A 22,144-nucleotide genomic window follows, 5' to 3' on the forward strand; every position below is an offset into this window, starting at 1 on the left:
GCGGGCGGCTTTTTCATGGAATTCGGCGTTCGGGCCTTACTGAGCCGACTTCTGCGCCGGCTGCGGATAGGCCGGGTTCTCGGTCGGCACGTTGCCGCTGTTGGAGGACGGGGCCTTGTTGACCGAACCCGTCGTCATCTCGCGGGCCGATTCCTGGCTCTTGCCGGCATGGTCGGCGGGCGACTCGGCCCGGTTCCAGCTCAGCAGGCCGACGGTGGCGACCGCCAGCAGGGCGAGGCTCGCCACCAGCACGTACAGGACCGGCTTGCCCTTCGCACCCTGGCGGGCATCGGTCTGGTTCTCGATCTGGGCCATGAAGCTCCCTCTCTTCCGCCCGACGAAAGGGGCGGCGTCAGCATCGGTTATGCTTGGCCAACGCCGGTCCGGCTTCGAGAGTTCCTGCCGCGAACCGTCGCCTCAGCGGCCCGTCGTGAGCAGGATCTTGCCCGTGTGGCTGCTCGTCTCCATCAGCTCGTGGGCCTTGCGCGCCTCCTCCAGGGGGAAGGTGGCGTGGACGACGGGCCGGATCGTGCCCGCCTCGACCAGCGGCCAGACGTCTCGCTTCAGCCCCTCGGCGATGGCGGCCTTGGCCTCCTTGGCCTGGGCCCGCAGGGTCGCGCCGGTGAGGGTCAGGCGCTTGAGCATGATCGGGGTCAGCGTCAGGCTCTCGGCCTTGTAGCCCTGCATGAAGGCGATCTGGACGAGGCGGCCCTCCACCGCCAGCGAGGCGATGTTCTTCTGCAGATAGGCGGCGCCGACCATGTCGAGGATGACGTCGACGCCCTTCCCGTCGGTGAGGCGCTTCACCTCCTCGGCGAAATCCGCCTCGCGGTAGTTGATGGCCGCGTCCGCGCCGAGTTCCTCGCAGAACCGGCACTTCTCGGCCGAGCCGGCGGTGGTGAGGACGCGGGCGCCGTGCTGCTTGGCGATCTGGATCGCCGTGGTGCCGATGCCGCTCGACCCGCCATGGACGAGGAAGGTCTCGCCCTTCTGCAGCCGCCCGCGCTGGATCACCGTCGAGTAGACGGTGAAGACCGTCTCCGGCAGCCCAGCGGCCTCCACCAGGGAGAGCGGCCCCGGCCGCTTCAGCACCTGCCCGGCCTCGGCGACGGTAAACTCGGCGTAGCCGCCGCTGATGACCAGCGCGCAGACCTCGTCGCCCTCGGCAAGACCCGTCACGCCCTCGCCCAAAGCCGCGATGCGGCCGGCGATTTCGAGGCCGGGGATCTCGGTCGCGCCCTTGGGCGGCGGGTAGCTGCCCTGGCGCTGCATGATGTCGGGCCGGTTGACGCCCGCGGCGACCACCTCCACCAGCACCTGCCCCGCCGCGGGCTTCGGCAGCGGCACGGTCTCGACCGCGATCACCTCCGGGCCGCCCGCGCCGGTGAAGCGGATCTGGCGCATGGTCTCGGGCAGGTTTTTTGGCATGGGGCTTCCTCGGCTCACGCGGCGGATGGGTCGCTCGTACGCCGGGGTCACATGGCGCATGGGACGGGGCGCGTCGAGGCGTGAACCGCCTCCGTCATCGCGAGCGAATGCGAAGCGATCCAGCAGAGGGACCTTTCCGGAAAGGGCAGGGCCCTGGCTCGAAACGCAAAAAAATCAGCGCGTGCCGTACATCCGGTCGCCCGCGTCGCCGAGGCCCGGCACGATGTAGCCGTGGTCGTTGAGATGGCTGTCGATCGCTGCGGTCCAGACCGGCACGTCGGGATGGGCCGCCTGGAAGCGGGCGATGCCCTCGGGCGCGGCGAGCAGGCAGACGAAGCGGAGATCCTTCGCGCCCCGGCTCTTCAGCCGCTCCACCGCCGCGACCGCGGAATTGGCGGTGGCGAGCATGGGATCGAGCACCAGCACCGTGCGGTCGGCCAGATCCGACGGGCTCTTGAAATAGTACTCCACCGCCTGGAGCGTCTCTGGGTCGCGGTAGAGCCCGACATGGGCGACGCGGGCCGAGGGCATCAGCGAGAGCATGCCGTCGAGGAAGCCGACGCCGGCGCGCAGGATCGGGGCGAGCACGAGCTTCTTGCCGGCGATCCGGCGCCCCTCCATCGCCTGGATCGGCGTCTGGATGGTGACCGGTTCGAGCGGCAGGTCGCGGGTGACCTCGTAGGCGAGCAGCATGCCGATCTCGTTGAGGAGTTCGCGAAACCCCTTCGTCGAGCGCTCGACGTCGCGCATCATCGTGAGCTTGTGCTGGACGAGCGGGTGATCGACCACCGTCACCCGCGCCGTACCGCCGCTCTCCGCCTGCATCGATGCCGTCCCCATGTCTGTCGCGATCCGGAACCCACGATGCCACGGTGGGCGGAGGAAGCCGAGGTCGTCGGCTGATTTTCCAATTCGTTCCCGCCGCGGTGATGATGCGCGTCGATCCGGCCGGACCATCTCTTAACCCGAATCGACAACTTGTAAGTGCGTTGGTTGCCGCTTAGCTTGCCTCCCAGAGTTCAAGAGCAGAAGTTCCGGGGAGGAAGACCGTTATGGCGGGTCAGCCGGGGGCGGTTCTCTATGGTCGCGCCATGCCGGCCCAAAATGCGAGGCAATGGGATCACACCTATGTCGCCAGTTCCTGCGGACTCAGGTGGGGCTGCTTCGGCCGCCACCAGGGAGGCCGCGAAGTCTGCCGCGGGCCGGGGGATTCATCGATTGCGGACTGCCTATCAAAACCCGGTTCGACGACGGGTCTCATCTACGGAGTCACGGGCGTCTGCCATCAGGCCGCGAACTGGATCCTCGGTCCGGCCAATATCTTGGTGACGAGCGCGCGCGGCTACGCGCTTTCGGTCTTCACCTACGGCACTTATGGAAAGAACAGGCGGCATCCGTCGTTCAGTCCTTGCTATGGGTCCGGCGGCAACGCCGACCGGCCGCCGGATGCAGGCGGAACGGGCGGCACGTATCTGGCATTCCGGGTCGGCGCCCACGGCGTCGGAGCCGATCCGGCAGCATCGGAGACGGACGCAATGTTGGACGTTTACCACCCTGAACGGGTTGCCGAACTTCGCGCACTGATCGAGGCGGCGCCGGGTGTCGCGGTCAGCCAGACGACCTTCGAGCGTCTCCTCGCAGTTCGAAGCCAACTATGGGAGGAGCAGTCGCACCTCGCCGGCCTTCTTGAGCAGCGGCAGATGGACGAGGACGAGTTCCTGGCAGAGATGAGTCGGACCCAGCACGCCGCAATGATGGAGTGCCGTTCGATTCTCGGTGACGATTTCATCCGCGTCTTCGGAGAAGCCGGGCTGGAACCCGAACACCTCATCGATCGGGAGATCTTCCTCGAGCAGCATAACAGCCCGGACCCGTATCAGGCACCGTCTCCTGTCGGCAGATAAGGCGACGGATGCCGGTCGCGTGTCGCCTCGGCGAGACGCCGTTCGACGATGCCACGGGGGGTGGCGGAAGCCGAGACGCACGGGCCGTTTTCCCGGTCGTGCGGGTCAATCGCGGCTCAATCGAGAATCGGCGGCGACTTCAGCACCAGCACCGCCCGCTCCGGCAGGTCGACGGTGCCGCCGGCCCGGACCGGCGGACGCGTCCCGTCGGGGACCGCGCCGGTGGCGAGGGTGGTGTCGAAGACCGGGCGCCAGGGGCCGCCGAGATCCGGGGGCAGGGTGAAGGGACAGGGCTCGGACGCCGCGTTCATGAGGATGAGGACGCGTTCCGAGCCCTCGATGTCGTTGCTCATCTGCATGCCGAAGGCGCGGCGCTCGCCGTCGCCCCAGGCGGAATCGTCCATCTCGGTGCCGTCGGGGGAGAGCCAGTGCACGTCCTTCAGGGCGCTCTCGCCGACGCGGCTGCCGAGGAGGAAGTGGCGCCGCCGCAGGGAGCGGCAGACCCGGCGCAGGGCCGCGAGGTTCGCCACGAAGTCGGTGAGCGTCGGATCGGGATCGGTCTCCCAATCCATCCAGCTCAGGGCGTTGTCCTGGCAATAGGCGTTGTTGTTGCCCCTCTGCGAGCGTGAGCGCTCGTCGCCCATCAGCAGCATCGGCACGCCCTGCGCGAAGAACACGCAGGCCAGCATGTTGCGCTTCTGGCGGGCGCGAAGGCTGAGGATGCGGGCATCGTCGGTCGGCCCCTCGACGCCGTAATTGGCCGAGAGGTTGTGGCCGTGGCCGTCGCGGTTCTCCTCGCCGTTGGCGGCGTTGTGCTTCTCGGCGTAGGCGACCACGTCGGCCAGCGTGAAGCCGTCATGCGAGGCGACGAAGTTGATGCTGGCGAGCGGCGAGCGGCCGGACGGCAGAAAAATCTCGCGCGAGCCCGAGAGCCCCTGCGTGAGCTTGGCGAGCGTGCCGGAATCGCCCCGCCAGAAGCCGCGGAGATTGTCCCGGAACTGGTCGTTCCACTCGCTCCAGCCGTAAGGGTAGCCGCCGAGCTGGTAGCCGCCCCCGCCGATGTCCCAGGGCTCGGCGATGAGCTTGACCCGCGAGAGGACAGGATCCTGCTGCACCGCCTGGAAGAAGGCGGCCTGGGGCGAGAAGTCGCTCGGGGTGCGGCCGAGACTGGTGGCGAGATCGAAGCGGAAGCCCGCCACGCCGTAGGCGGTCACCCAGTGGCGCAGAGAATCGAGCACCATGCGCATCACCCGCGGATGGGCAACGTTCAGGGTGTTGCCGCAGCCGGTGCAATCGACGTTGCGGCGCAGGTTGTCGGGGTCGAGCTTGTAGTAGCTCGCGTTGTCGATGCCGCGGAAGGCCAGCGTCGGCCCGAGATGGTCGCCCTCCGCCGTGTGGTTGTAGACCACGTCGATCAGGGTCTCGATGCCGGCCGAGGCCAGTTCGCGAATGGCGAAGCGCAGCCCGCTCGCTCCGCCCTCGCCGAGATAGCGCGGCTCCGGGGCGAAGTAGTTGTAGGGCTGGTAGCCCCAGAAATTGACGAGGCCCTTGTCCACGAGGAAGCGGTCGTCGGCGAACGCCTGGATCGGCAGGAGTTCGAGGGCGGTGACGCCGAGCCTCAAGAGGTGCTCGATGATCGCCGGGTGGGCGAGGCCGAGATAGGTGCCGCGCTCCGCCTCCGAGAGCGCCGGATGCGTCTGGGTCAGCGCCTTGACGTGGGCCTCGTAGATCACCGTCTCGTGGAGCGGCCGCGCGGCGGGCAGGCTGACGGGATCGGGCGTCTCGGGGCGGGTGACCACGCCGCGGGGCAGGAAGGGGGCGCTGTCGCGCCGGTCGATCTGGTCCTCGCGGGCGCCGCCGTGGCGGTGGCTGTAGAGCGCGTCGTGCCAGCGGATGCGGCCGGCGATCTCGCGGGCATAGGGGTCGATGACGAGCTTGGCCGGGTTGAAGCGGTGGCCGGCGGCCGGGTCCCACGGGCCGAACACCCGGTAGGCGTAGAGCTGGCCCGGGAGCAGGCCGTGCAGGTAACCGTGGAAGACGTCGTCGGTCCGGCAGGGCAGGCGGATCGTGCGCGATTCCTGACGCGCGCCCGGCTCGAACAGGCAGAGGTCGACCCGGGTCGCGTTCTGCGAGAAGAGGGCGAAGTTGACGCCGCGGCCGTCGAAATGCGCGCCGAGCGGCGTCGGCAGGCCCTCCTCGATGACGATCATTCCGGTCCTTCGTGAAGCGGGCTCTTTTGGTCGGTGGCCCGTCAGAGCGCGATGACCCCATTCATCTCCTCATCCCGAGGTGCCGCGCAAGCGGCCTCGAAGGATCCTCCGGTTCGCGCAAGCGATGTCCGGAGGATCCTTCGAAGCCTGAGCTCCGCTCCGGCACCTCGGGATGAGGACGGGACCTGGAGGAAACCCGGTCGGTCGTGCGGTGCGCGAACCCTACTCCGCCGCCGCCGCCGTGGTCGGCGGCTCGCGCTCGACGGTGCGGAAGGTCTCCAGCTCCGTCATGAAGCAGCGCGCCCACCAATCGACGTCCTCGCGCAGCATGCGCTCCGCCATCGGCTTCCAGCGCTCCAGGCGCTCGCCGCGGGGCATGTAGAGCGCCTGCCGGATCGCCTCGGCGACCTCGAAGCGGTCGTAGGGGTTGACGAGCAGCGCCTCGGGGAGCTGCCGGGCGGCGCCGGCGAACTTCGAGAGGACGAGGACGCCGGGATCCTCCTCGCTCTGGGCGACGACGTATTCCTTGGCGACCAGGTTCATGCCGTCGCGCATCGGCGTGACGAGGCCGACGCGGGCCGCGCGGTAGAGCCCCGCGAGGACGGGCCGCGGATAGGCCTTGGTGACGTACTGGATCGGCGTCCAGGCCGGCTCGCCGAGCATGCCGTTGATGTCGCCGACCTTCTCGTTCACCTCGCGGGCGAGCTGCTCGTATTCCGGCACCTCGCTGCGGGATTTCGGGGTGATCTGGATATAGACGACGTTGCCGCGCTGGTCCGGGTTCGAGGCGAAGAAGCGGTCCACCGCCTCCATCCGCTCCGGCACGCCCTTCGAGTAGTCGAGCCGGTCGACGCCGATCAGCAGCTTGCGGGTGCGAAGCCCCGCCATGGTCTCGCGCACCACCTTGTTGGAGCCGGCCTTGTCGGCGGCCTCCTTGAAGCTGGCGACGTCGATGCCGATGGGGAAGGAACGGATCCGGGTGCGCCGCCCGTCCACCATCATCGAACCGCCGCCGAGGGGGATCGCGCGCATCGTGTCGATGAAGTTGCGCGAGAGGTTCTGCACGTCCGAATCGGTCTGGAGGCCGATCAGGTCGTAATCGGCCATGGCGCGCAGCAACTCGCTGCTCGCCGGCAGGGTGTTGAACACGTCCGCCGCCGGCCACGGGATGTGGTGGAAGTAGCCGATCGGGTTGGCGATGCCCTGGCCGCGCAGCTCGCTCGCCAGCGGCAGCAGGTGGTAATCGTGCACCCAGATCAGGTCGTCGGGCTCGACCAGCTTGGCGAGCGCCTGGGCGAAGGTCTGGTTGACGCGCTGGTAGCCGGCATAATCCGAGCGGGAGAAGGTCCCCAGCCCGATCCGGTAATGCATGATCGGCCAGAGCGCCCGGTTGGCGAAACCGGCGTAGTACTCGCGATGGTCTTGCGGCGAGAGGTCGAGGACGGCGTACTGGATCGGCCCGCGGTCCATCAGTTCCGGCTCGGTGCTCGGGTTGTCGCAGATGTTTCCGCTCCAGCCGAACCACAGCCCCTCGTAGGAGGAGAAGGCTTCCTTGACCGCGACGGCGAGGCCCCCGGCGGAGACCGCGTCCTTGCCCTCGGCGGGCACGGCGACACGGTTGGAGACAATGATCAGACGTGCCACGAACCCGGCTCCGGTCCTCGCTGGGGCCGGCACGTGGGGCGCGCCGGCCTAAGGGTCTTGAGGGTCTTGCGTCTGTGGGAAAACGCGCGGAAGCGGAGCGCGATCCGTCGAAGGGCAGCCAAGCGCATCCCCTCCCGCGGGTCAAGCAGGCGGCCCGACGATGTCACCGCTGTTCCGTCCCGCATCCGCCCGCCCGGCTCCCGCGCCTGCCCGCGTCGATACCCGCGCTTCCGGCAGTGCAGCAGAGCCGCCGCCACCATGCAAGGGCGAAGCTGAACGGGTGCTGACATCCGGCCCCGGAACGGAACGCGTCCAGGACCCGCCATTGACGGAGACATCACCATGGGAGCGACGGTGCTTCCTCGCTTTTTCTTCTTACGCGCGAACCCTCTCCATTCGGCAGGGGCCGTGCGGAAGGGGCTCTGAAAACGGAACTCCGCGAGGCAGCCAACGGTTCTCCGGCCGAGTTCATCACGGATCGACGCGCATCCGCGCCGGTCCACCAAGCCTACCCGGAGACACGCCCATGACATCGTCCGCGTCCCCAGATCCCGTCGGCGGCGCCAAACCGGCCAACACCAAGCCGGCCGAGACCAAGGCCGATCTGGAGGATCTGCGCCACGACGTGGAGGACACCGCGAGCCTCGCGGCCGAGCGCAGCAAGGGGCTTGCCGCCGCCGCGCGCCAGCAGGCCCTCGCCTATGTCGACGACCGCAAGGGCGAGGCCGCCCGCTCCGTCTCGGACCTCGCCAAGTCCCTGCGCGATTCGGGCCAGACCTTCGACGACCGCCCCAACATCCGCGCCTTCTTCGACAGCGCGGCGGAGGGTCTCGACGACCTCGCCGGCTCGATCGAGCGGCGCAGCCTCGACGACTTCTACCGCGAGGCGGAGGCCTATGCCCGCCGCTCCCCGGTGACGGTCGCGGTGGGCGCCTTCGCCGCGGGCTTCCTGCTGTCGCGCTTCGTCAAGGCGTCGGGCGAGGCGGAGGCGGACCGCGAGTTGGATCGCCGCACGGGCCGCGCCTACGACGGCTACCGGGCCTGAAGGGGACGACGCCATGGCAAGCCCCAATCCCCCACCACCTCCGCCCTCTTCCTCGATCCAGTCCCTCGTCGCCGATGCCCTGCGCGAGGCGAGCGAGCTTGCCAGCAAGGAGATCGCCCTCTTCCGCACGGAGATGACGAACAACGTCCGCTCGCTGTTCATCGGTCTCGCGATGATGGTGCTGGCGGCGGTGTTCGCGGTCACGGCGATGCTGGTGCTGATCGGCGCCCTGGTGAAGTTCGTCGCGACGCTGGTCGGGTCCGAGTGGCTGGCGGCGCTGCTCGTGGGCGGCGGCATGCTGCTCGTGGCGGTGATCCTCGGCGTCATCGGCGCCCGGGCGATGTCACTGTCGAATCTCGCTCCGACCCGGACCTCGCGGCAGGTCCGGCAGGATGCCCGCGCGCTGACGGAAAGGGTTTCGGGATGAGCGAATCGATCTCGGACCTGGAGAAGGACATCGAGCAGAGCCGCGCGCGGCTCGACGAGACGATCGACCGGATCCAGGGACGCCTCAACGCGTCGAGCCTCGTCGACGAGATGCTCGGCTCGGCCCGGCAGACGCCCTACAGCGGCTTCTACGACGACGCCCTGCTGGCGGTGCGGCGCAATCCCCTGCCGGTGCTGCTGATCGCGGCCGGCGTCGGCCTGCTACTGAACGGCATGCGGACCGTCCGCCGCCCGACCACCCGCGCCGTGGTCCCGGTGGCGGCCAAGCCCGTCACGGTCACGGGCGCCGACCGCACCTACGACCCCGACGCCCCCGGCGGGCGTCCCCTCCACGACCTGCCGCCCGAGCGGCAGGTCTGAGACACCACGTCCGAGCCTCACGGGCCGCGCGCGAATCCCCGCGCCGCCGGCCGGAAGACAAGGGAGTCGATCATGAGCCAAGGCCCGAACCATCAAGGCCCGGTCACCACGCCGCCCACCGGCGCGCCGGTGGAGACCCTGCCCGAGAACATCGCCGCCCGGTCCGGCATGCCCCGCGAGGGCAGCGTCGATCACAGCCTGCACGACATCTCCGACCGGGCGACGGCGCAGGGCCGCGAGGCCAATGCCCGCCTCCAGGCCGGAATACAGGACAAGGCCGAAGAGGCGCGGGACAGCGCGCGCAACCTCCGCGACCAAGCGGCGGACCGGGCCTCCGAGCTCAAGAACCGGGTGAGCGAGGCGGCCGACGCCGCCCGCAACCAAGCCAGCGACACGGTCCGCTCGGTTCGTGAGCGCGCGGGCGAGACCTACGAGGATGCCCGCTCCTGGGCCGAGGACCGCTACGAGACGCATCGCCGGCGCGCGGCCGACCTCGCCGATCGCGGCACCCGCCGCCTGCACGAGGGCCGCACCGCCACCGAGCAGTTCGTCTCCGAGAACCCGCTCCTCGTCGGCGTCGTCGGCCTCGCCGCCGGCCTGCTGCTCGGCGCGCTCCTGCCGCGCACCCGCCAGGAGGACCGGGCGCTCGGCCCCTACGCCGACGACCTGCGCGACCAGGGCATCCGCTACGCCCGCGACCTGACCCATCGCGGCCGCGCCTTCGTCGAGACGGCGCTCGATCCCGAGAACCTCGACGCGGCGGTCAAGCGCGCGAACGCGCCGGGCGGCCAGCCGGGCGGTCCGGCCACCGGCCAAGCGGCTGGCCAAGCGACCGGCCCGCGGCCGGACTTCGACCCGACCGAGCGGACGGCGCACCGTCTGTAAGGGACATCACCGGATCTTCCCCTCTCCCCGCGTGCGGGGAGAGGCCGGCCTGCACCCTGTCGTGCAGGCCGGAAGCGGAGGCGAAGCCGGAGCGAGGGTGAGGGGGCGGCTCAGGAAGAGTCTTCTTCGGCCAAGCCCCCTCACCTTCGGCTGCCGCCTTGCTTTGCCGACGACGAGGTCGGCAAAGCCCTCTCCCCGCACGGCGGGGAGAGGGGATGCGCTCGAGCGGATCGATGACTTAAGGACGTTTCACCCGAAATGCCGGGCGAGCGTCTCGCGGACCGTCTCGACCATTCGCTCAACCGGCACCGAGACCTGCGCGGGGCGGGCGGCCTTCCACTCGGCGTTGCTGGCGATGGCCTCGGCGGCGCGGGCGCCCTCGATCAGGTCCTTGATCTGGACCTCGCCGGCCTCGCGCTCGTTGGAGCCCTGGATCACCACCGCGGGCGCGCGGCGGCGGTCGGCATATTTCATCTGCGCCTTCATCCCGGCCGCACCGAGATAGAGCTCGGCCCGGATGTTTTCCGCCCGCAGCCGCGCGACCAGCGCCTGATACTCGGCGATGTTCTCGCGATCCAGAACCAGCACGACGACGGGACCGGGCTTGGCCGCGCCGTCCACCAGCGGGCTCTTGGTCAGCCGAAGGGCCGAGAACAGCCGCGAGACGCCGATGGAGAAGCCGGTCGCGGGCACCGGCTCGGAGCGGAAGCGGCCGACGAGGCCGTCGTAGCGCCCGCCGCCCGCCACCGAGCCGAAGCGGACGGTCTGGCCGTCCTCGTTGGTGACGGGGAAGGTCAGCTCCGCCTCGTAGACCGGGCCGGTATAGTATTCGAGCCCGCGCACCACGGAGGGGTCGGCCCGCACGCGGTCGCGGCCGTAGCCCGCCGCCTCGCACAGCCGCATGATGGCGTGGAGTTCGGCGATGCCCTCGCGGCCGGTCTCCGAATCGCCGACCACCGCGTGCCAGGAGCCGAAGAACTTTTCCCAGAACGCCATCCGGTCGGCGCCCTCGTGCGGGCTCGCCTCGAAGCCGACATAGGCCAGGATGCGCTCGATGGCCTCTTCGGCGAGGCCGGCGCCCTTGGTGAAGTCGCCGCTCTCGTCCTTGCGGCCGGGGCCGAGCAGCAGGCGCACGCCGTCCGCGCCGAGACGGTCGAGCTTGTCGATGGCGCGCAGCACGGTGAGGCGCTGGCCGGCCTTATCGGGGCCGGCGAGGCCGATCGCCTCCATCACGCCGTCGAGCACCTTGCGGTTGTTGACCTTGACCACGTACTGGCCCGCGAGCCCGAGCCGCTCCAGCGTGTCGGCCATCAGCATGCAGGTCTCGGCATCCGCCGCGACGCTCCCCGCGCCGACGATGTCGGCATCGAACTGCATGAACTGGCGGAACCGGCCCGGCCCCGGCTTCTCGTTGCGGAAGACGTAGCCCGCCCGGTAGCTGCGATAGGGTTTGGCCAGGGCGTCGAAGTTCTCCGCCACGTGGCGGGCGAGCGGCGCCGTCAGGTCGTAGCGGAGCGAGAGCCACTGCTCGTCGTCGTCTTGGAACGAGAAGACACCCTCGTTCGGCCGGTCGAGGTCGGGCAGGAATTTGCCGAGCGCCTCGGTGTACTCGACGAAGGGGGTCTCCAGCGCCTCGAAGCCGTAGAGCTCGAAGGTCTGCCGGATCGTGTCCAGCATGCGCCCCTGGGCCAGGATGTCGGCCTCGGTGCGGTCGGGAAAGCCGCGCGGCAGGCGGGGTTTCAGGGTGTCGGCCTTGGCCATGTCGTCGCCGATCGGAGCGGTTCTTTGAAGGGAAGCCCGGCTCTATCGCAGGCGGCCGTGAGGCGGCAACCCGAGGAGATATCAGAACAGCCGGCCGCCGTCCGGCACCGGTTGGTCGGGGGCGAACAGCACGACGGCGCCGGCCGCGTCGGCGAAGCCGAGGGTCAGCACCTCCGACAGGAACTTTCCGATCTGACGCGGCGGGAAGTTCACCACCGCCGCGACCTGCCGGCCGACCAGGGCGTCGGGCGCGTAGTGCTCGGTGATCTGCGCGCTGGAGCGCTTGGTGCCGATCACCGGCCCGAAATCGATGACGAGCTTGATCGCGGGCTTGCGCGCCTCGGGGAAGGGCTCGGCCGAGACGACGGTGCCGACGCGGATGTCGACGGCGAGGAAGGCGTCGAACCCGATCGTCTCGGATTCGGGGGCGGTGGGGTCGTGGCGGACGTGCATGGGCCGATGGAGAGCGTGGCGGGAAGGGGGTGCATCCTTCTACGAAAGCCGACGGCGTTCTCCAATCCAACCCTTCATTCGGTTTCCGGTCGATCGCCTCGGTCAGAGCATGGCTCGTCCCCTCCCCCTTGTGGGGAGGGGCTCGGGGTGGGGGTGGTACAGGAGGCACCGCCGCGCTCGATCCGGCACCACCCCCACCTCCTGCCTCCTTCCCACAAGGGGGAGGAGAGGGGGCGAGGCCAACGGTGATCACCCGGAAGCCGTCTGACGGGGGCGGCCCGCCGGACGCAGCCTCACAGCGTCAGGCGATAGGCGAGCAGCGCGGCGAGGCTGAGGACCGCCAGCGGGATCTGGGCCGGCCGCAGGCGCTCGAAGAACAGGGGCGCCTCGCCCCGGCGGGCGGCGATCGGATCGAGGATCGTGATCTCGGTGAAGCCGACGATCAGCAGGCCGAGCGCGAGGGCCGGCCTGCTCAGGGCGAAGGCGAGGAGGGCGCCGTAGCCGAGCAGGAACAGGCTCAGCATCGTGGCGATCTGCGCGAGCGTCGCCCCGCCCTCGGTGCGGAAGCTGACGCCGCGGCGCACGCCGGAGAGGAACAGCAGGATCGCGCAGGCCCAGAGCAGCGTCAGGGTGAAGACCGCCCCGGCCAGCGCGCCGGGCAGCAGCCACACCAGCACCGCCCCGGCGACGAAGGGCAGCATCGGCCCGTAGCCGAACACGACGCTGAGCCGGGGGACGGCGCGGGGCTCGAAGGCCCGGATCGTGCGGCCGGCCTCGCCGTCCTGGGTTCGGGCGGTCGGAGTTCGGATCATGCGCGCCTCGCGACCGGTGGGAAACGCCCGGTGAACTGCCGGGGCGCCGGGCCTGTTCCGATCGCTCGGACGCGCGTCAGGCCGGCTTTTCCGCGGAACGGGCGGCGCGGTGGCGTTCCTCGCGGCGGGAGCGGCGCCGCTGGGAGCGGCTCTCCTCGGTGGTGGCGGCGAGCCACCACACCAGGGCGAGCGCCAGCACGCCGGCCGCGCCGAGCGCCAGGAAGGATCCGCTCCAGCCGAACCATTCCTGGGCGAGGCCGCCGTACCACGCCGAGAGCGCGCCGCCCGCGCCCTGCACGGCGTTGACGGTGCCGAGCGCCGTCTGGGTGCGGCCCGAGCCCCAGGTGAGGTCGGCCACCACCACCGGCACCGCCACGCCGATGATGCCCGAGGCCACGCCGTCGAGGATCTCGGCGGTGATGAGCCAGTACGGGTCGTCGATGAAAGCCGAGAGCGCCGCCCGGACGGGCAGGGCGAGGCAGGCGGCGAGGAGGAGCTGGCGCCGGCCGCGCCGGTCGGCGAGCGAGCCGGCGGCCAGCGCCACCGGCACCATCACGAGCTGGGCCACCATGACGTAGCGGGCGGTCCAGGCGGTGGGGTTGTCCGCCGTGTGCACGAGCTTCTGCCCCAGCAGGGTCAGCATGCCGCCGTTGCCGAGCTGGAACAGGGCGAGCGCCACGGCGAGCACCAGCAGCCGCCTATTGGTGAAGACCTGGGCGTAGGAGGAGCGGGCCGGCTCCGCCTCGTCCTCCTCCTTCCAGCCCGAGGCCCGGCGGCGGTTGAAGGCGCGGGCCGGCATCGCCAGGGTGGCGGCGATGGCCGCCGCCGCCATGCCGCCCAGCACCCAGAAGGCGATCTCGGGCCCGAAATGGGCGGTGCCGAAGGTGATGAGCCCGGCGGCGATCAGGATGCCGACATGGTTGAAGGCCTGGTTGCGCCCCTGCTGGCGCGGGAACGCCTCCTTGCCGACCACCCCCAGCGTCAGCGCCGTGACGGCGAGCAGCAGCAGCGTGCCGCCGGCGGCGGCCAGGAACTGCGCCGCCAGCACCGGCACGAAGGAATGGGCCGGCATCAGCAGCAGCGTGCCGGCGAGGATGGCGGCGCAGGAGATCACGATGAGCAGGCGCGGCCGCGCGAGGCGGTCGACCAGCGCGCCGAAGGGACCGCTGAGGAGCAGCACGCCCCCGCCCACCAGGGTGGTGACGAGCCCGACCTGCGAGGGGCTCCACTGCCGCATCTGCGCGAGCCACGTGCCGAGGAAGGGCCCGAGCCCGCCCTGGATGTCGCCGATGAAGACGTTGATCAGGGCGAGGTGGGTGGTGGGCGCCATGCTGTCCTTGGAGCTGAGCCGGGGGCGGGCCCCGTAGCGCGAGGCCGCGCGGGGGGCAATGCACGCGGCATTGCGCGGGACGAACCGCGAGGCCGGCCCGTCTCGCCTCAACGCCGATGCCGGCCCGCGCGTGGCCGCAACCGCTCGGCGCGGCGGGGAGAACCAGCCGATGAAAAAACCCCGGCACCGTCGGGACCGGGGTTTCGTTCGGGAATGTCCGCTGAGAACGGAGGGCCTGAGACCCGCCTCAGGAGGCGAGCGGCGCGCCCGTGCCCTGGCCGGCGGCCTGCGCTTCCATCATCTTCTGCTGGTAGAGGCCGACGAAGTCGATCGGATCGATGTAGAGGGGCGGGAAGCCGCCGTTGCGCACCGCCTCGGCGACGATCTGGCGCGCGAAGGGGAAGAGCAGGCGCGGGCACTCGATCATCACCGCCGGATGGATCTGCTCCTGCGGGATGTTGCGCATGCGGAAGATGCCGGCGTATTTCAGCTCGAAGGCGAACAGCACCTCGTTCTGGATCTTGGCATCGCCCTCGAGGGTCAGCTCGACCTCGAAGTCGGCCTCGGCGATCTGCTGGGCGTTGACGTTGACCTGGATGTTGATCTGGGGTCCGCCCTCCTGCGGCTGCAGGGAGCGCGGCGCGTTCGGGTTCTCGAAGGAGAGGTCCTTGGCATATTGCGCCAGCGCGTTGATCGCGGGCGCGAGATCCTGGGCCTGCGCGCCGTTGCCGTTCGGTGCCGCGGTATCGGCCATGGCGTCTCTCCTTCTCACGTCGTCGTTGCGCTTCGGGTCCGGCGCAAGAGCGCCCCCCGGCGCGGGCTGCGGCTACCATGCCCGTATGCGGCGAACAAGCCGAACCGAAGCGATCGGCCGCCCCCGCGGCGGCTCCGAGCCTCGGCGTTTCCGGCCCGCGGGCCGCCCCCGCCGGGACGCGCGTGAATGGGACGCGGAGGCTCGTCTCACCCGATTGCCTGGAATCCCTCGCGGGTGCGCCCATATCACGGTAAGGTCACGGACTTCGAACAGTCGGAGACACTCAGACCCAAGCGCCTTTCAAGGCATCCGTTCCCGGCTCGATCCCCGCGCCGCCCTCGGCTAAGAGTGCCTCACGAAACTCCCGATGACCGACCGTTTCCCTTCGGTCGCGACGGTGCAGCGGGAGTTTTGCGAGAGACACGAGGAGCCGGTTTCGCGAACCCGTTCCGGCGATGGCCGGGACCCTCGCGACGCCGTCTGCCGGTGGCGCGGCGGGCGGGATCACGGAACGGCCCTTCCCGTCCGGGCGGCCCCGCAAGGCGCCGGACTCACGTGTGCGACGGTCACGATTCGGATCGGTGATGCAGGATTCCTTCGACGCAACCACTCTGATTTTCCTGGCGCTGGCCGTCTTCGTGATCTGGCGGCTGCGCTCGGTCCTCGGCCAGAAGACCGGCACCGAGCGCTCGCCCTTCCGGCCGATCGAGCGCAACCGCACCGAGCCGCCGGCCGCCGGCCGCGGCGAGGGCGACAACGTGGTGCGCCTGCCCGGCGCCGACCGCGCGCAGGCGGGGGCGGCGGTGCAGACCGCGGCCCGCGACTGGCGCGGCATCGCCGAGCCGGGCTCGGCGGTCGCCCGCGGCCTGGAGCAGGTGGTTCAGGTCGAGCCGGCCTTCGAGCCGCGCGCCTTCCTGGAGGGCGCCAAGGGCGCCTACGAGGCCATCGTCATCGCCTTCGCCAAGGGCGACCGCAAGACCCTGCGCGCGCTCCTGTCGCGCGAGGTCTGCGAGGGGTTCGAGCGGGCGATCTCGGAGCGCGAGAAGCGCCGCGAGACGGTCGAGACCACTTTCATCTCCATCGACAAGGCGGAGATGGTCTCCGTCGAGGTCAAGAACCGCGTCGCGCAGATCACCGTGCGCTTCCTCTCGAACCTCATCACCGCCACCCGCGACGCGGACGGCAAGGTGATCGACGGCAATGCCGAGACCGGCGTCGAGGTGCCCGACGTGTGGACCTTCGCCCGCACCCTCGGCTCGCGCGATCCGAACTGGCAGCTCGTCGCCACCGACGCGGGCGGCTGATCGATCCGCGTCATGCCGCGTCCGCGCGTTTCCCTTCCGGCCGCAGCGGTCCTCGCCGCTGCGGCCGTTTCCGTTCCCGCCGCTTCGCCGCACGCGGCCGAGTCCGCGCGGCCGCCCCAGGGCGCGCCCCAAAGCGCACCTCAAGTGCCGGGCGCCGTGCTGGAGCCGGTCGCCCTCGCTTCCCTGCCCGGCTGGCGCGAGGATGATCTCGGCGTCGCCCTCGACGCCTTCCGCCGCACCTGCGCCGGCCCCGGCCCCAACCCGCCGCAGGCGACGGGCGTGACGGGCTCCCCCGCCGATCTCGCGGCGGCCTGCGCCGCCGCCGCGGCGGTGAAGCCGGGCGAGGCCAAAGCATTCTTCGAGGCGCGGTTCTCCGCCTACCGCATCCTGCGCCCGGCCACCGGGACCGAGCCGGAGCGCCGGGTCGGATTCCTCACCGGCTATTTCGAGCCGGAGCTGACGGGCTCGCTCACCCCCGGCCCCGGCTACACCGCGCCCGTCCTCGCCCGGCCCGACGACCTCGTCAGCCTCGCTCCCGGCGAGAGCGCGCCGGGGCTCGATCCGATCTACCGGGCCGGCCGGCGCACCGAGGCCGGGCTCGTGCCCTATCCCGACCGCGCGGCGATCGAGGACGGGGCGCTCGGCGAGCGGACCCGGCCGCTGCTGTGGCTGCGCGACGCCGTGGACCTGTTCGTGCTGCAGGTGCAGGGCTCGGGGCGGGTGCGGCTCCCCGACGGGCGCGGGATGCGGGTGCTCTACGACGGCAAGAACGGCCAGCCCTACACCTCCATCGGCAAGCTGCTCGTCGCCGAGGGCCACCTGCCGCTCAACGGCCTGAGCCTGGAGCGCTGGACCTCCTGGCTGCGGGCCAATCCGGACCATGCCCGCCGGCTGATGCGGATGAACGCGTCCTACATCTTCTTCCGGACCGAGCCGGTGACCGACCCGGCCCTGGGGCCGCCCGGCGCCGCGGGCGTGCCGCTCAGTCCGGGGCGCAGCATGGCCGTCGACGGCAACCTGTGGCGCTACGGCCTTCCGTTCTGGCTGGAGGGCAAGCTGCCGGGGCAGCCCGGACGCGGCCATCTCGTCGTCGCCGCCGACACCGGCTCGGCGATCGTCGGCCCGGCGCGGGGCGACCTCTATGTCGGCACCGGCGCCGCCGCCGGCCGGGCGGCGGGCGACCTGCACGACCGGATGGGGTTCGTCGTGCTGATCCCCAAGCCGGCCCCCGCCCCGGACGGGACCGCCAAGGATGCGACCAAGGACGCGGGCAAGGACGCGGGCAAGGACGCGGCCAAGGACGTGGCAGTGCCGGAGGCCGCCGCCGGGGAGGCCCGGCCGTGAGGGAGCGGCCGCCGCGGCGCCCGCGCCTGCTCTCCCGCGAGGAGGCCCATCTCTGGGGTGAGATCGCCAAGCTGATCACGCCGCTGCGGGAGCGGGCCAGACCGCGGAAGGCGGCGAAGGCACCCGAGGCCGAGCGGCCCGCGGCGCCGGACCGGCCGAGTCCGGCCGCGCCGCCCCCGGTCGCGCGGCCCGCCGCGAAGACGGCCCCGAAGCCGGCGGCCAAAACCGCCCTCAAGCCGGCCCCGAAATCCGCGGCGAAGCCCGCCTCCCCTCCCCCGGCGCGGCCCGCGCCGGCCGTCGCGCTGCCGCGCTCCTCCTCGAAGCCGCTCAAGCTCGGCGACCTCGCTCCGGAGATCGCCCGGGCCACGGCGGCGCCGGCTCAGGCGCCCGCCCCGGCCTCCCCCGGCGCGCCGGGGCTGGAGCGGCGCGAGCGGCGCGGGCTCGAACGCGGCACGCTGACGATCGAGGCGCGCATCGACCTGCACGGCCTCTACCAGGCGGAGGCGCACGCCGCCCTGGTCGGTTTCCTGCTGCGCGCCCGCGCGGCGGGGCATGCCCGGGTGCTCGTGGTGACGGGCAAGGGTGGCGAGGATTTCGGCGGGCGCGACCGCGGCGGCTTCTCCGAGCGCGGCGTGCTCCGGCGCAGCGTGCCCCACTGGCTGCGCGGCCCGGAGCTGCGCGGCCTCGTCCTCGGCTTCGAGGAGGCCGCCCGCCACCACGGCGGGGCCGGCGCCCTCTACGTGCGCCTGCGGCGGCGATGATCCGCGGAGTGACAGCCTCCAAGGGACGCTGACGCCGAAACCATCGGCAAATCGGCGAGCAGGGTCTTGAGCCGGGTGGCGAAACGCGCTACTGAGCCATGCTCTCCCATTGCAGCCGTGTCGCATTCCTAGGTCTGTCCGGCCCAGAGAAACCGATGCGTGGGCCGGGCCGCGCGCCCGCGACGGCTACGGACCCCGGGGCGCTTCCCCGGCGCCCGGCCCTGCTCCCGAACCGGCCGATTTCTTCCCGCCCTTCGTTGGTTGCATCTCCCCACATGACGTCACAGAACGACGCTCTCGCCCCCGTCGAAGCTCCGGCCGAACCCGCCGTCGCGCCGGCCGATCTCGCGGCCCGACGCGAGGTGAAGCTCCAGGATCTCAAGTCCAAGTCGCCGACCGAACTCATCACCTTCGCGGAGGAGGTCGAGGTCGAGAACGCCTCGACCATGCGCAAACAGGAGCTGATGTTCGCGATCCTCAAGCAGCTCGCGGCCAACGAGACCGAGATCATCGGTTCCGGCACGGTCGAGGTGCTTCAGGACGGGTTCGGCTTCCTGCGCTCGAACGACTCGAACTACCTTCCGGGTCCGGACGACATCTACATCTCGCCGACCCAGATCCGCCGCTTCGGCCTGCGCACCGGCGACACGGTCGAGGGCCCGATCCGCGGCCCTAAGGACGGCGAGCGCTACTTCGCGCTGATCAAGGTCAACACGATCAACTTCGAGAACCCGGAGAAGATCAAGCACAAGGTCCACTTCGACAACCTGACGCCGCTGTTCCCGACCAAGCGGTTCAAGCTCGAACTGGACAACCCGACCAAGAAAGACTTCAGCCCTCGCATCATCGACATCGTCTCGCCGATCGGCAAGGGCCAGCGCGCGCTGATCGTCGCCCCGCCGCGCACCGGCAAGACCGTGCTGATGCAGAACATCGCGCAGTCGATCACCCTCAACCACCCCGAATGCTACCTCATCGTGCTGCTCATCGACGAGCGCCCGGAAGAGGTGACCGACATGATCCGCTCGGTGAAGGGCGAGGTCATCGCCTCGACCTTCGACGAGCCGGCCACCCGCCACGTGCAGGTCGCCGAGATGGTGATCGAGAAGGCCAAGCGCCTGGTCGAGCACGGCCGCGACGTGGTGATCCTGCTCGACTCGATCACCCGCCTGGGACGTGCCTACAACACGGTCGTGCCGTCCTCCGGCAAGGTGCTCACCGGCGGCGTCGACGCCAACGCTCTGCAGCGGCCCAAGCGCTTCTTCGGCGCGGCCCGCAACATCGAGGAGGGCGGCTCGCTCACCATCATCGCCACCGCGCTGATCGACACCGGCTCGCGCATGGACGAGGTGATCTTCGAGGAGTTCAAGGGCACCGGCAATTCCGAGATTATTCTCGACCGCAAGGTGTCGGACAAGCGCATCTTCCCGGCCATCGACATCACCCGCTCCGGCACCCGCAAGGAGGAGCTGCTGGTGCCGCCGGACTCGCTCAAGAAGACCTACGTGCTCCGCCGCATCCTCAACCCGATGGGCGTCACCGACGCGATCGAGTTCCTCATGGACAAGCTGCGCCAGACGAAGAGCAACGGCGACTTCTTCGACTCGATGAACACGTAGGGCGCGTTCCGCCCGCGCCGGCGGGCATCGAGCCGGTCAACGGTCTTCGAGCCTCGCTCCCCTCGTTCCGCCTTAGAAACCAACCCGTCGTTCCGGGGCCGCGCAGCGGAACCCGGAACCCACCCGAGATGCGCGGTTCAACGTGGCATCACGGGTGGATTGCACGCCTCCGGATCCGGGCTCGCTTGTCAGCGCCCCGGAATGACGATGGAGAGAGTGCTCGGCCTCCGAAAGGCTGGCCGCCAAAACCCGTTCGGAACTCGGATGACGTAGTCCGAATCGGAAAAATTCTGCAACGATCGCAAAATCTTCCGGTCGCCCGAACCTTCGTCCCGATGTGACGTTGGCCCGCCGTCGCCGCCTCTCGGGGCGGTTCGGTTCGGAGACGGCGCATGGCAACCCGCAACGTATCGGATCTCGTGGTCGAGACGCTCCAGCAGGCGGGCGTGCGCCGCGTCTACGGCCTCGTCGGCGACAGCCTGAACGGGATCACGGAAGCGATCCGCAGCCGCGGCGTCATCGACTGGGTCCATGTCCGCCACGAGGAGGTCGCGGCGTTCGCCGCCGCGGGCGAGGCGCAGATCACCGGCGAACTCGCGGTCTGCGCCGGCTCCTGCGGGCCGGGCAACCTCCATCTCATCAACGGCCTGTTCGACGCGCACCGCACCCGCACGCCGGTGCTGGCCATCGCCGCCCACATCCCGTCGAGCGAGATCGGTCTCAACTACTTCCAGGCGACGCGGCCGGAAGAGCTGTTTCGCGATTGCAGCCATTTCTGCGAGCTGGTCTCGGACCCCGAGCAACTGCCCAACGTCCTCGAGACCGCGATCCGCACCGCCGTGGGCCGGCGCGGCGTCGCCGTGGTGGTCATCCCCGGCACGGTCGCCCTCAAGGAGGCGCCCAAGCGCGCGATCGCCGCGCCCGCGACCCTGCGCCCCCGCGCACCGGTCACCGTGCCGCCGGCGGACGAGCTCGACCGCCTCGCCGACCTCCTCAACGCCTCGAAAAAGATCACGCTGCTGTGCGGGCGCGGCTGCGCCGGGGCGCACGGGCCGCTGATGCGGCTGGCGGAGCGGCTCAAGAGCCCGATCGTCCACGCGCTCGGCGGCAAGGAGCATGTCGAGCACGACAACCCCTACGATGTCGGCATGACCGGGCTGATCGGCTTCTCCTCGGGCTACGCGGCGATGGAGGCCTGCGAGACCCTGCTGATGCTCGGCACCGACTTCCCCTACCGCCAGTTCTATCCCGAGCACGCGAAGATCGCGCAGGTCGATCTGCGCCCGGAGAACCTGGGCAAGCGCTGCCGGCTCGAACTCGGCCTCGTCGGCGACGTCGCCGCCACCCTCGAGGCGCTGCTGCCGCGGCTTTCCGGCAACGACAGCGCCCGCCACCTGGACGCCGCCCTCAAGCACTACGCCAAGGCGCGGGAGGACCTCGACGACCTCGCCACCGGCAGGGCCGGCCGGCCGCCGATCCACCCGCAATACCTCACTCGGCTTCTCAGCGAGGCGGCCCACGACGACGCGGTCTTCACCGCCGACGTCGGCACGCCCACCGTCTGGGCGGCGCGCTACCTCCGGATGACCGCCGGGCGGCGCCTGATCGGCTCCTGGGCGCACGGCTCGATGGCCAACGCCCTGCCCCACGCCATCGGCATCCAGGCGGCGAGCCCCGGCCGGCAGGTGATCTCGCTCTCGGGCGACGGCGGCTTCTCGATGCTGATGGGCGATATCCTCACCCTGACGCAGGAGACCCTGCCGGTGAAGGTCGTCATCTTCAACAACGGCACGCTCGGCTTCGTCGAGCTGGAGATGAAGGCCGCGGGCTATCTCGAAACGGGCGTCGAACTGCGGAACCCGGATTTCGCCGCCATGGCCAACGCCATCGGCATCCATGCCCGCCGGGTCGAGGATCCGGGCGATCTGGAGGGCGCCATCCGGGACGTGCTGGCCCATCCCGGCCCGGCCCTCCTCGACGTGGTGACCAACCGCCAGGAGCTGGCGATGCCGCCCAAGCTCCAGGCCGAGCAGGTGAAGGGCTTCAGCCTCTACGCGCTGCAGGCGGTGATGAACGGGCGCGG

20 protein-coding genes are annotated in these 22,144 nt (G+C 70.6%); 10 read left to right on the top strand and 10 right to left on the bottom strand.

Annotation, left to right across the window (positions count from 1 at the left end):
• Positions 1–36: 36 nt before the first annotated feature.
• The 3 genes from MFF42_RS06425 to upp all read right to left on the bottom strand — a co-directional run bounded on the left by MFF42_RS06425 (position 37) and on the right by upp (position 2,253).
• Positions 37–315, bottom strand: coding sequence for a hypothetical protein (locus MFF42_RS06425; RefSeq protein WP_238255001.1), 279 nt, complete (start codon positions 313–315; stop codon positions 37–39).
• Positions 316–417: 102 nt separating this feature from the next.
• Positions 418–1,428, bottom strand: coding sequence for an NAD(P)H-quinone oxidoreductase (locus tag MFF42_RS06430; RefSeq protein ID WP_238255002.1), 1,011 nt, complete (start codon positions 1,426–1,428; stop codon positions 418–420).
• 174 nt (positions 1,429–1,602) lie between these two features.
• The gene (gene upp, locus MFF42_RS06435; RefSeq protein WP_238255019.1) at positions 1,603–2,253 is read right to left on the bottom strand and encodes a uracil phosphoribosyltransferase; all 651 of its coding nucleotides are present in this window, start codon (positions 2,251–2,253) and stop codon (positions 1,603–1,605) included.
• A 227-nt stretch (positions 2,254–2,480) separates the two neighbouring features.
• On the opposite strand from upp, the gene MFF42_RS06440 reads away from it, so the two are divergent.
• Positions 2,481–3,332 carry a hypothetical protein gene (locus MFF42_RS06440; protein ID WP_238255003.1) on the top strand — a complete coding sequence of 284 codons (852 nt, stop codon included), beginning with the start codon at positions 2,481–2,483 and terminating at the stop codon, positions 3,330–3,332.
• Between the two features lie 116 nt (positions 3,333–3,448).
• Here the strand turns inward: MFF42_RS06440 and glgX are convergent, their stop codons facing one another.
• Together glgX and MFF42_RS06450 are read right to left on the bottom strand one after the other, a co-directional pair.
• The gene (gene glgX, locus MFF42_RS06445) at positions 3,449–5,542 is read right to left on the bottom strand and encodes a glycogen debranching protein GlgX (RefSeq protein ID WP_238255004.1); all 2,094 of its coding nucleotides are present in this window, start codon (positions 5,540–5,542) and stop codon (positions 3,449–3,451) included.
• A gap of 222 nt (positions 5,543–5,764) precedes the next feature.
• A complete protein-coding gene (locus MFF42_RS06450) occupies positions 5,765–7,186 on the bottom strand; it encodes an alpha,alpha-trehalose-phosphate synthase (UDP-forming) (RefSeq protein WP_238255005.1) in 1,422 nt (473 codons plus the stop codon).
• 526 nt (positions 7,187–7,712) lie between these two features.
• Here MFF42_RS06450 and MFF42_RS06455 point away from each other — a divergent pair.
• The 4 genes from MFF42_RS06455 (at position 7,713) to MFF42_RS06470 (ending at position 9,923) form a co-directional block, all read left to right on the top strand.
• Positions 7,713–8,231, top strand: a complete 519-nt coding sequence (locus MFF42_RS06455) for a hypothetical protein (RefSeq protein ID WP_238255006.1) — start codon at positions 7,713–7,715, stop codon at positions 8,229–8,231.
• Positions 8,232–8,244: 13 nt separating this feature from the next.
• A complete protein-coding gene (locus MFF42_RS06460; protein WP_238255007.1) occupies positions 8,245–8,658 on the top strand; it encodes a phage holin family protein in 414 nt (137 codons plus the stop codon).
• Entirely contained in the window at positions 8,655–9,038 is a 384-nt protein-coding gene (locus MFF42_RS06465) for a DUF3618 domain-containing protein (protein ID WP_238255008.1), read from the top strand. Before MFF42_RS06460 ends, MFF42_RS06465 begins: the two co-directional genes overlap by 4 nt.
• Before the next feature lie 72 nt (positions 9,039–9,110).
• Positions 9,111–9,923 (top strand): apolipoprotein A1/A4/E family protein, encoded by an 813-nt coding sequence (locus tag MFF42_RS06470; RefSeq protein WP_238255009.1) that lies wholly within the window; start codon positions 9,111–9,113, stop codon positions 9,921–9,923.
• A 249-nt stretch (positions 9,924–10,172) separates the two neighbouring features.
• Here the strand turns inward: MFF42_RS06470 and hisS are convergent, their stop codons facing one another.
• From hisS to secB, 5 genes are all read right to left on the bottom strand, one after another.
• The gene (gene hisS / locus MFF42_RS06475; protein ID WP_238255010.1) at positions 10,173–11,684 is read right to left on the bottom strand and encodes a histidine--tRNA ligase; all 1,512 of its coding nucleotides are present in this window, start codon (positions 11,682–11,684) and stop codon (positions 10,173–10,175) included.
• 81 nt (positions 11,685–11,765) lie between these two features.
• The gene (locus MFF42_RS06480; RefSeq protein ID WP_238255011.1) at positions 11,766–12,137 is read right to left on the bottom strand and encodes a tRNA-binding protein; all 372 of its coding nucleotides are present in this window, start codon (positions 12,135–12,137) and stop codon (positions 11,766–11,768) included.
• 293 nt (positions 12,138–12,430) lie between these two features.
• The gene (locus MFF42_RS06485; protein WP_238255012.1) at positions 12,431–12,949 is read right to left on the bottom strand and encodes a DUF3429 domain-containing protein; all 519 of its coding nucleotides are present in this window, start codon (positions 12,947–12,949) and stop codon (positions 12,431–12,433) included.
• 76 nt (positions 12,950–13,025) lie between these two features.
• Complete coding sequence (locus MFF42_RS06490) at positions 13,026–14,279, bottom strand: MFS transporter (protein ID WP_238255013.1); 1,254 nt, start codon at positions 14,277–14,279, stop codon at positions 13,026–13,028.
• A 247-nt stretch (positions 14,280–14,526) separates the two neighbouring features.
• Positions 14,527–15,033, bottom strand: a complete 507-nt coding sequence (gene secB / locus MFF42_RS06495; protein WP_183434438.1) for a protein-export chaperone SecB — start codon at positions 15,031–15,033, stop codon at positions 14,527–14,529.
• Between the two features lie 584 nt (positions 15,034–15,617).
• On the opposite strand from secB, the gene MFF42_RS06500 reads away from it, so the two are divergent.
• From MFF42_RS06500 to poxB, 5 genes are all read left to right on the top strand, one after another.
• Complete coding sequence (locus tag MFF42_RS06500) at positions 15,618–16,337, top strand: Tim44/TimA family putative adaptor protein (protein ID WP_238255014.1); 720 nt, start codon at positions 15,618–15,620, stop codon at positions 16,335–16,337.
• Between the two features lie 12 nt (positions 16,338–16,349).
• Complete coding sequence (gene mltA, locus MFF42_RS06505; protein ID WP_238255015.1) at positions 16,350–17,681, top strand: murein transglycosylase A; 1,332 nt, start codon at positions 16,350–16,352, stop codon at positions 17,679–17,681.
• The gene (locus MFF42_RS06510; RefSeq protein WP_238255016.1) at positions 17,678–18,442 is read left to right on the top strand and encodes a Smr/MutS family protein; all 765 of its coding nucleotides are present in this window, start codon (positions 17,678–17,680) and stop codon (positions 18,440–18,442) included. The genes mltA and MFF42_RS06510 overlap by 4 nt, the downstream gene beginning before the upstream one ends.
• A 275-nt stretch (positions 18,443–18,717) precedes the next feature.
• Complete coding sequence (rho, locus tag MFF42_RS06515) at positions 18,718–20,061, top strand: transcription termination factor Rho (RefSeq protein ID WP_238255017.1); 1,344 nt, start codon at positions 18,718–18,720, stop codon at positions 20,059–20,061.
• 392 nt (positions 20,062–20,453) lie between these two features.
• Positions 20,454–22,144 (top strand): ubiquinone-dependent pyruvate dehydrogenase (gene poxB / locus MFF42_RS06520; RefSeq protein WP_238255018.1); only part of this gene is annotated, 1,691 nt, incomplete at its 3' end.

The sequence above is a fragment of the Methylorubrum podarium genome (assembly GCF_022179745.1).
GTDB lineage: Bacteria > Pseudomonadota > Alphaproteobacteria > Rhizobiales > Beijerinckiaceae > Methylobacterium > Methylobacterium podarium.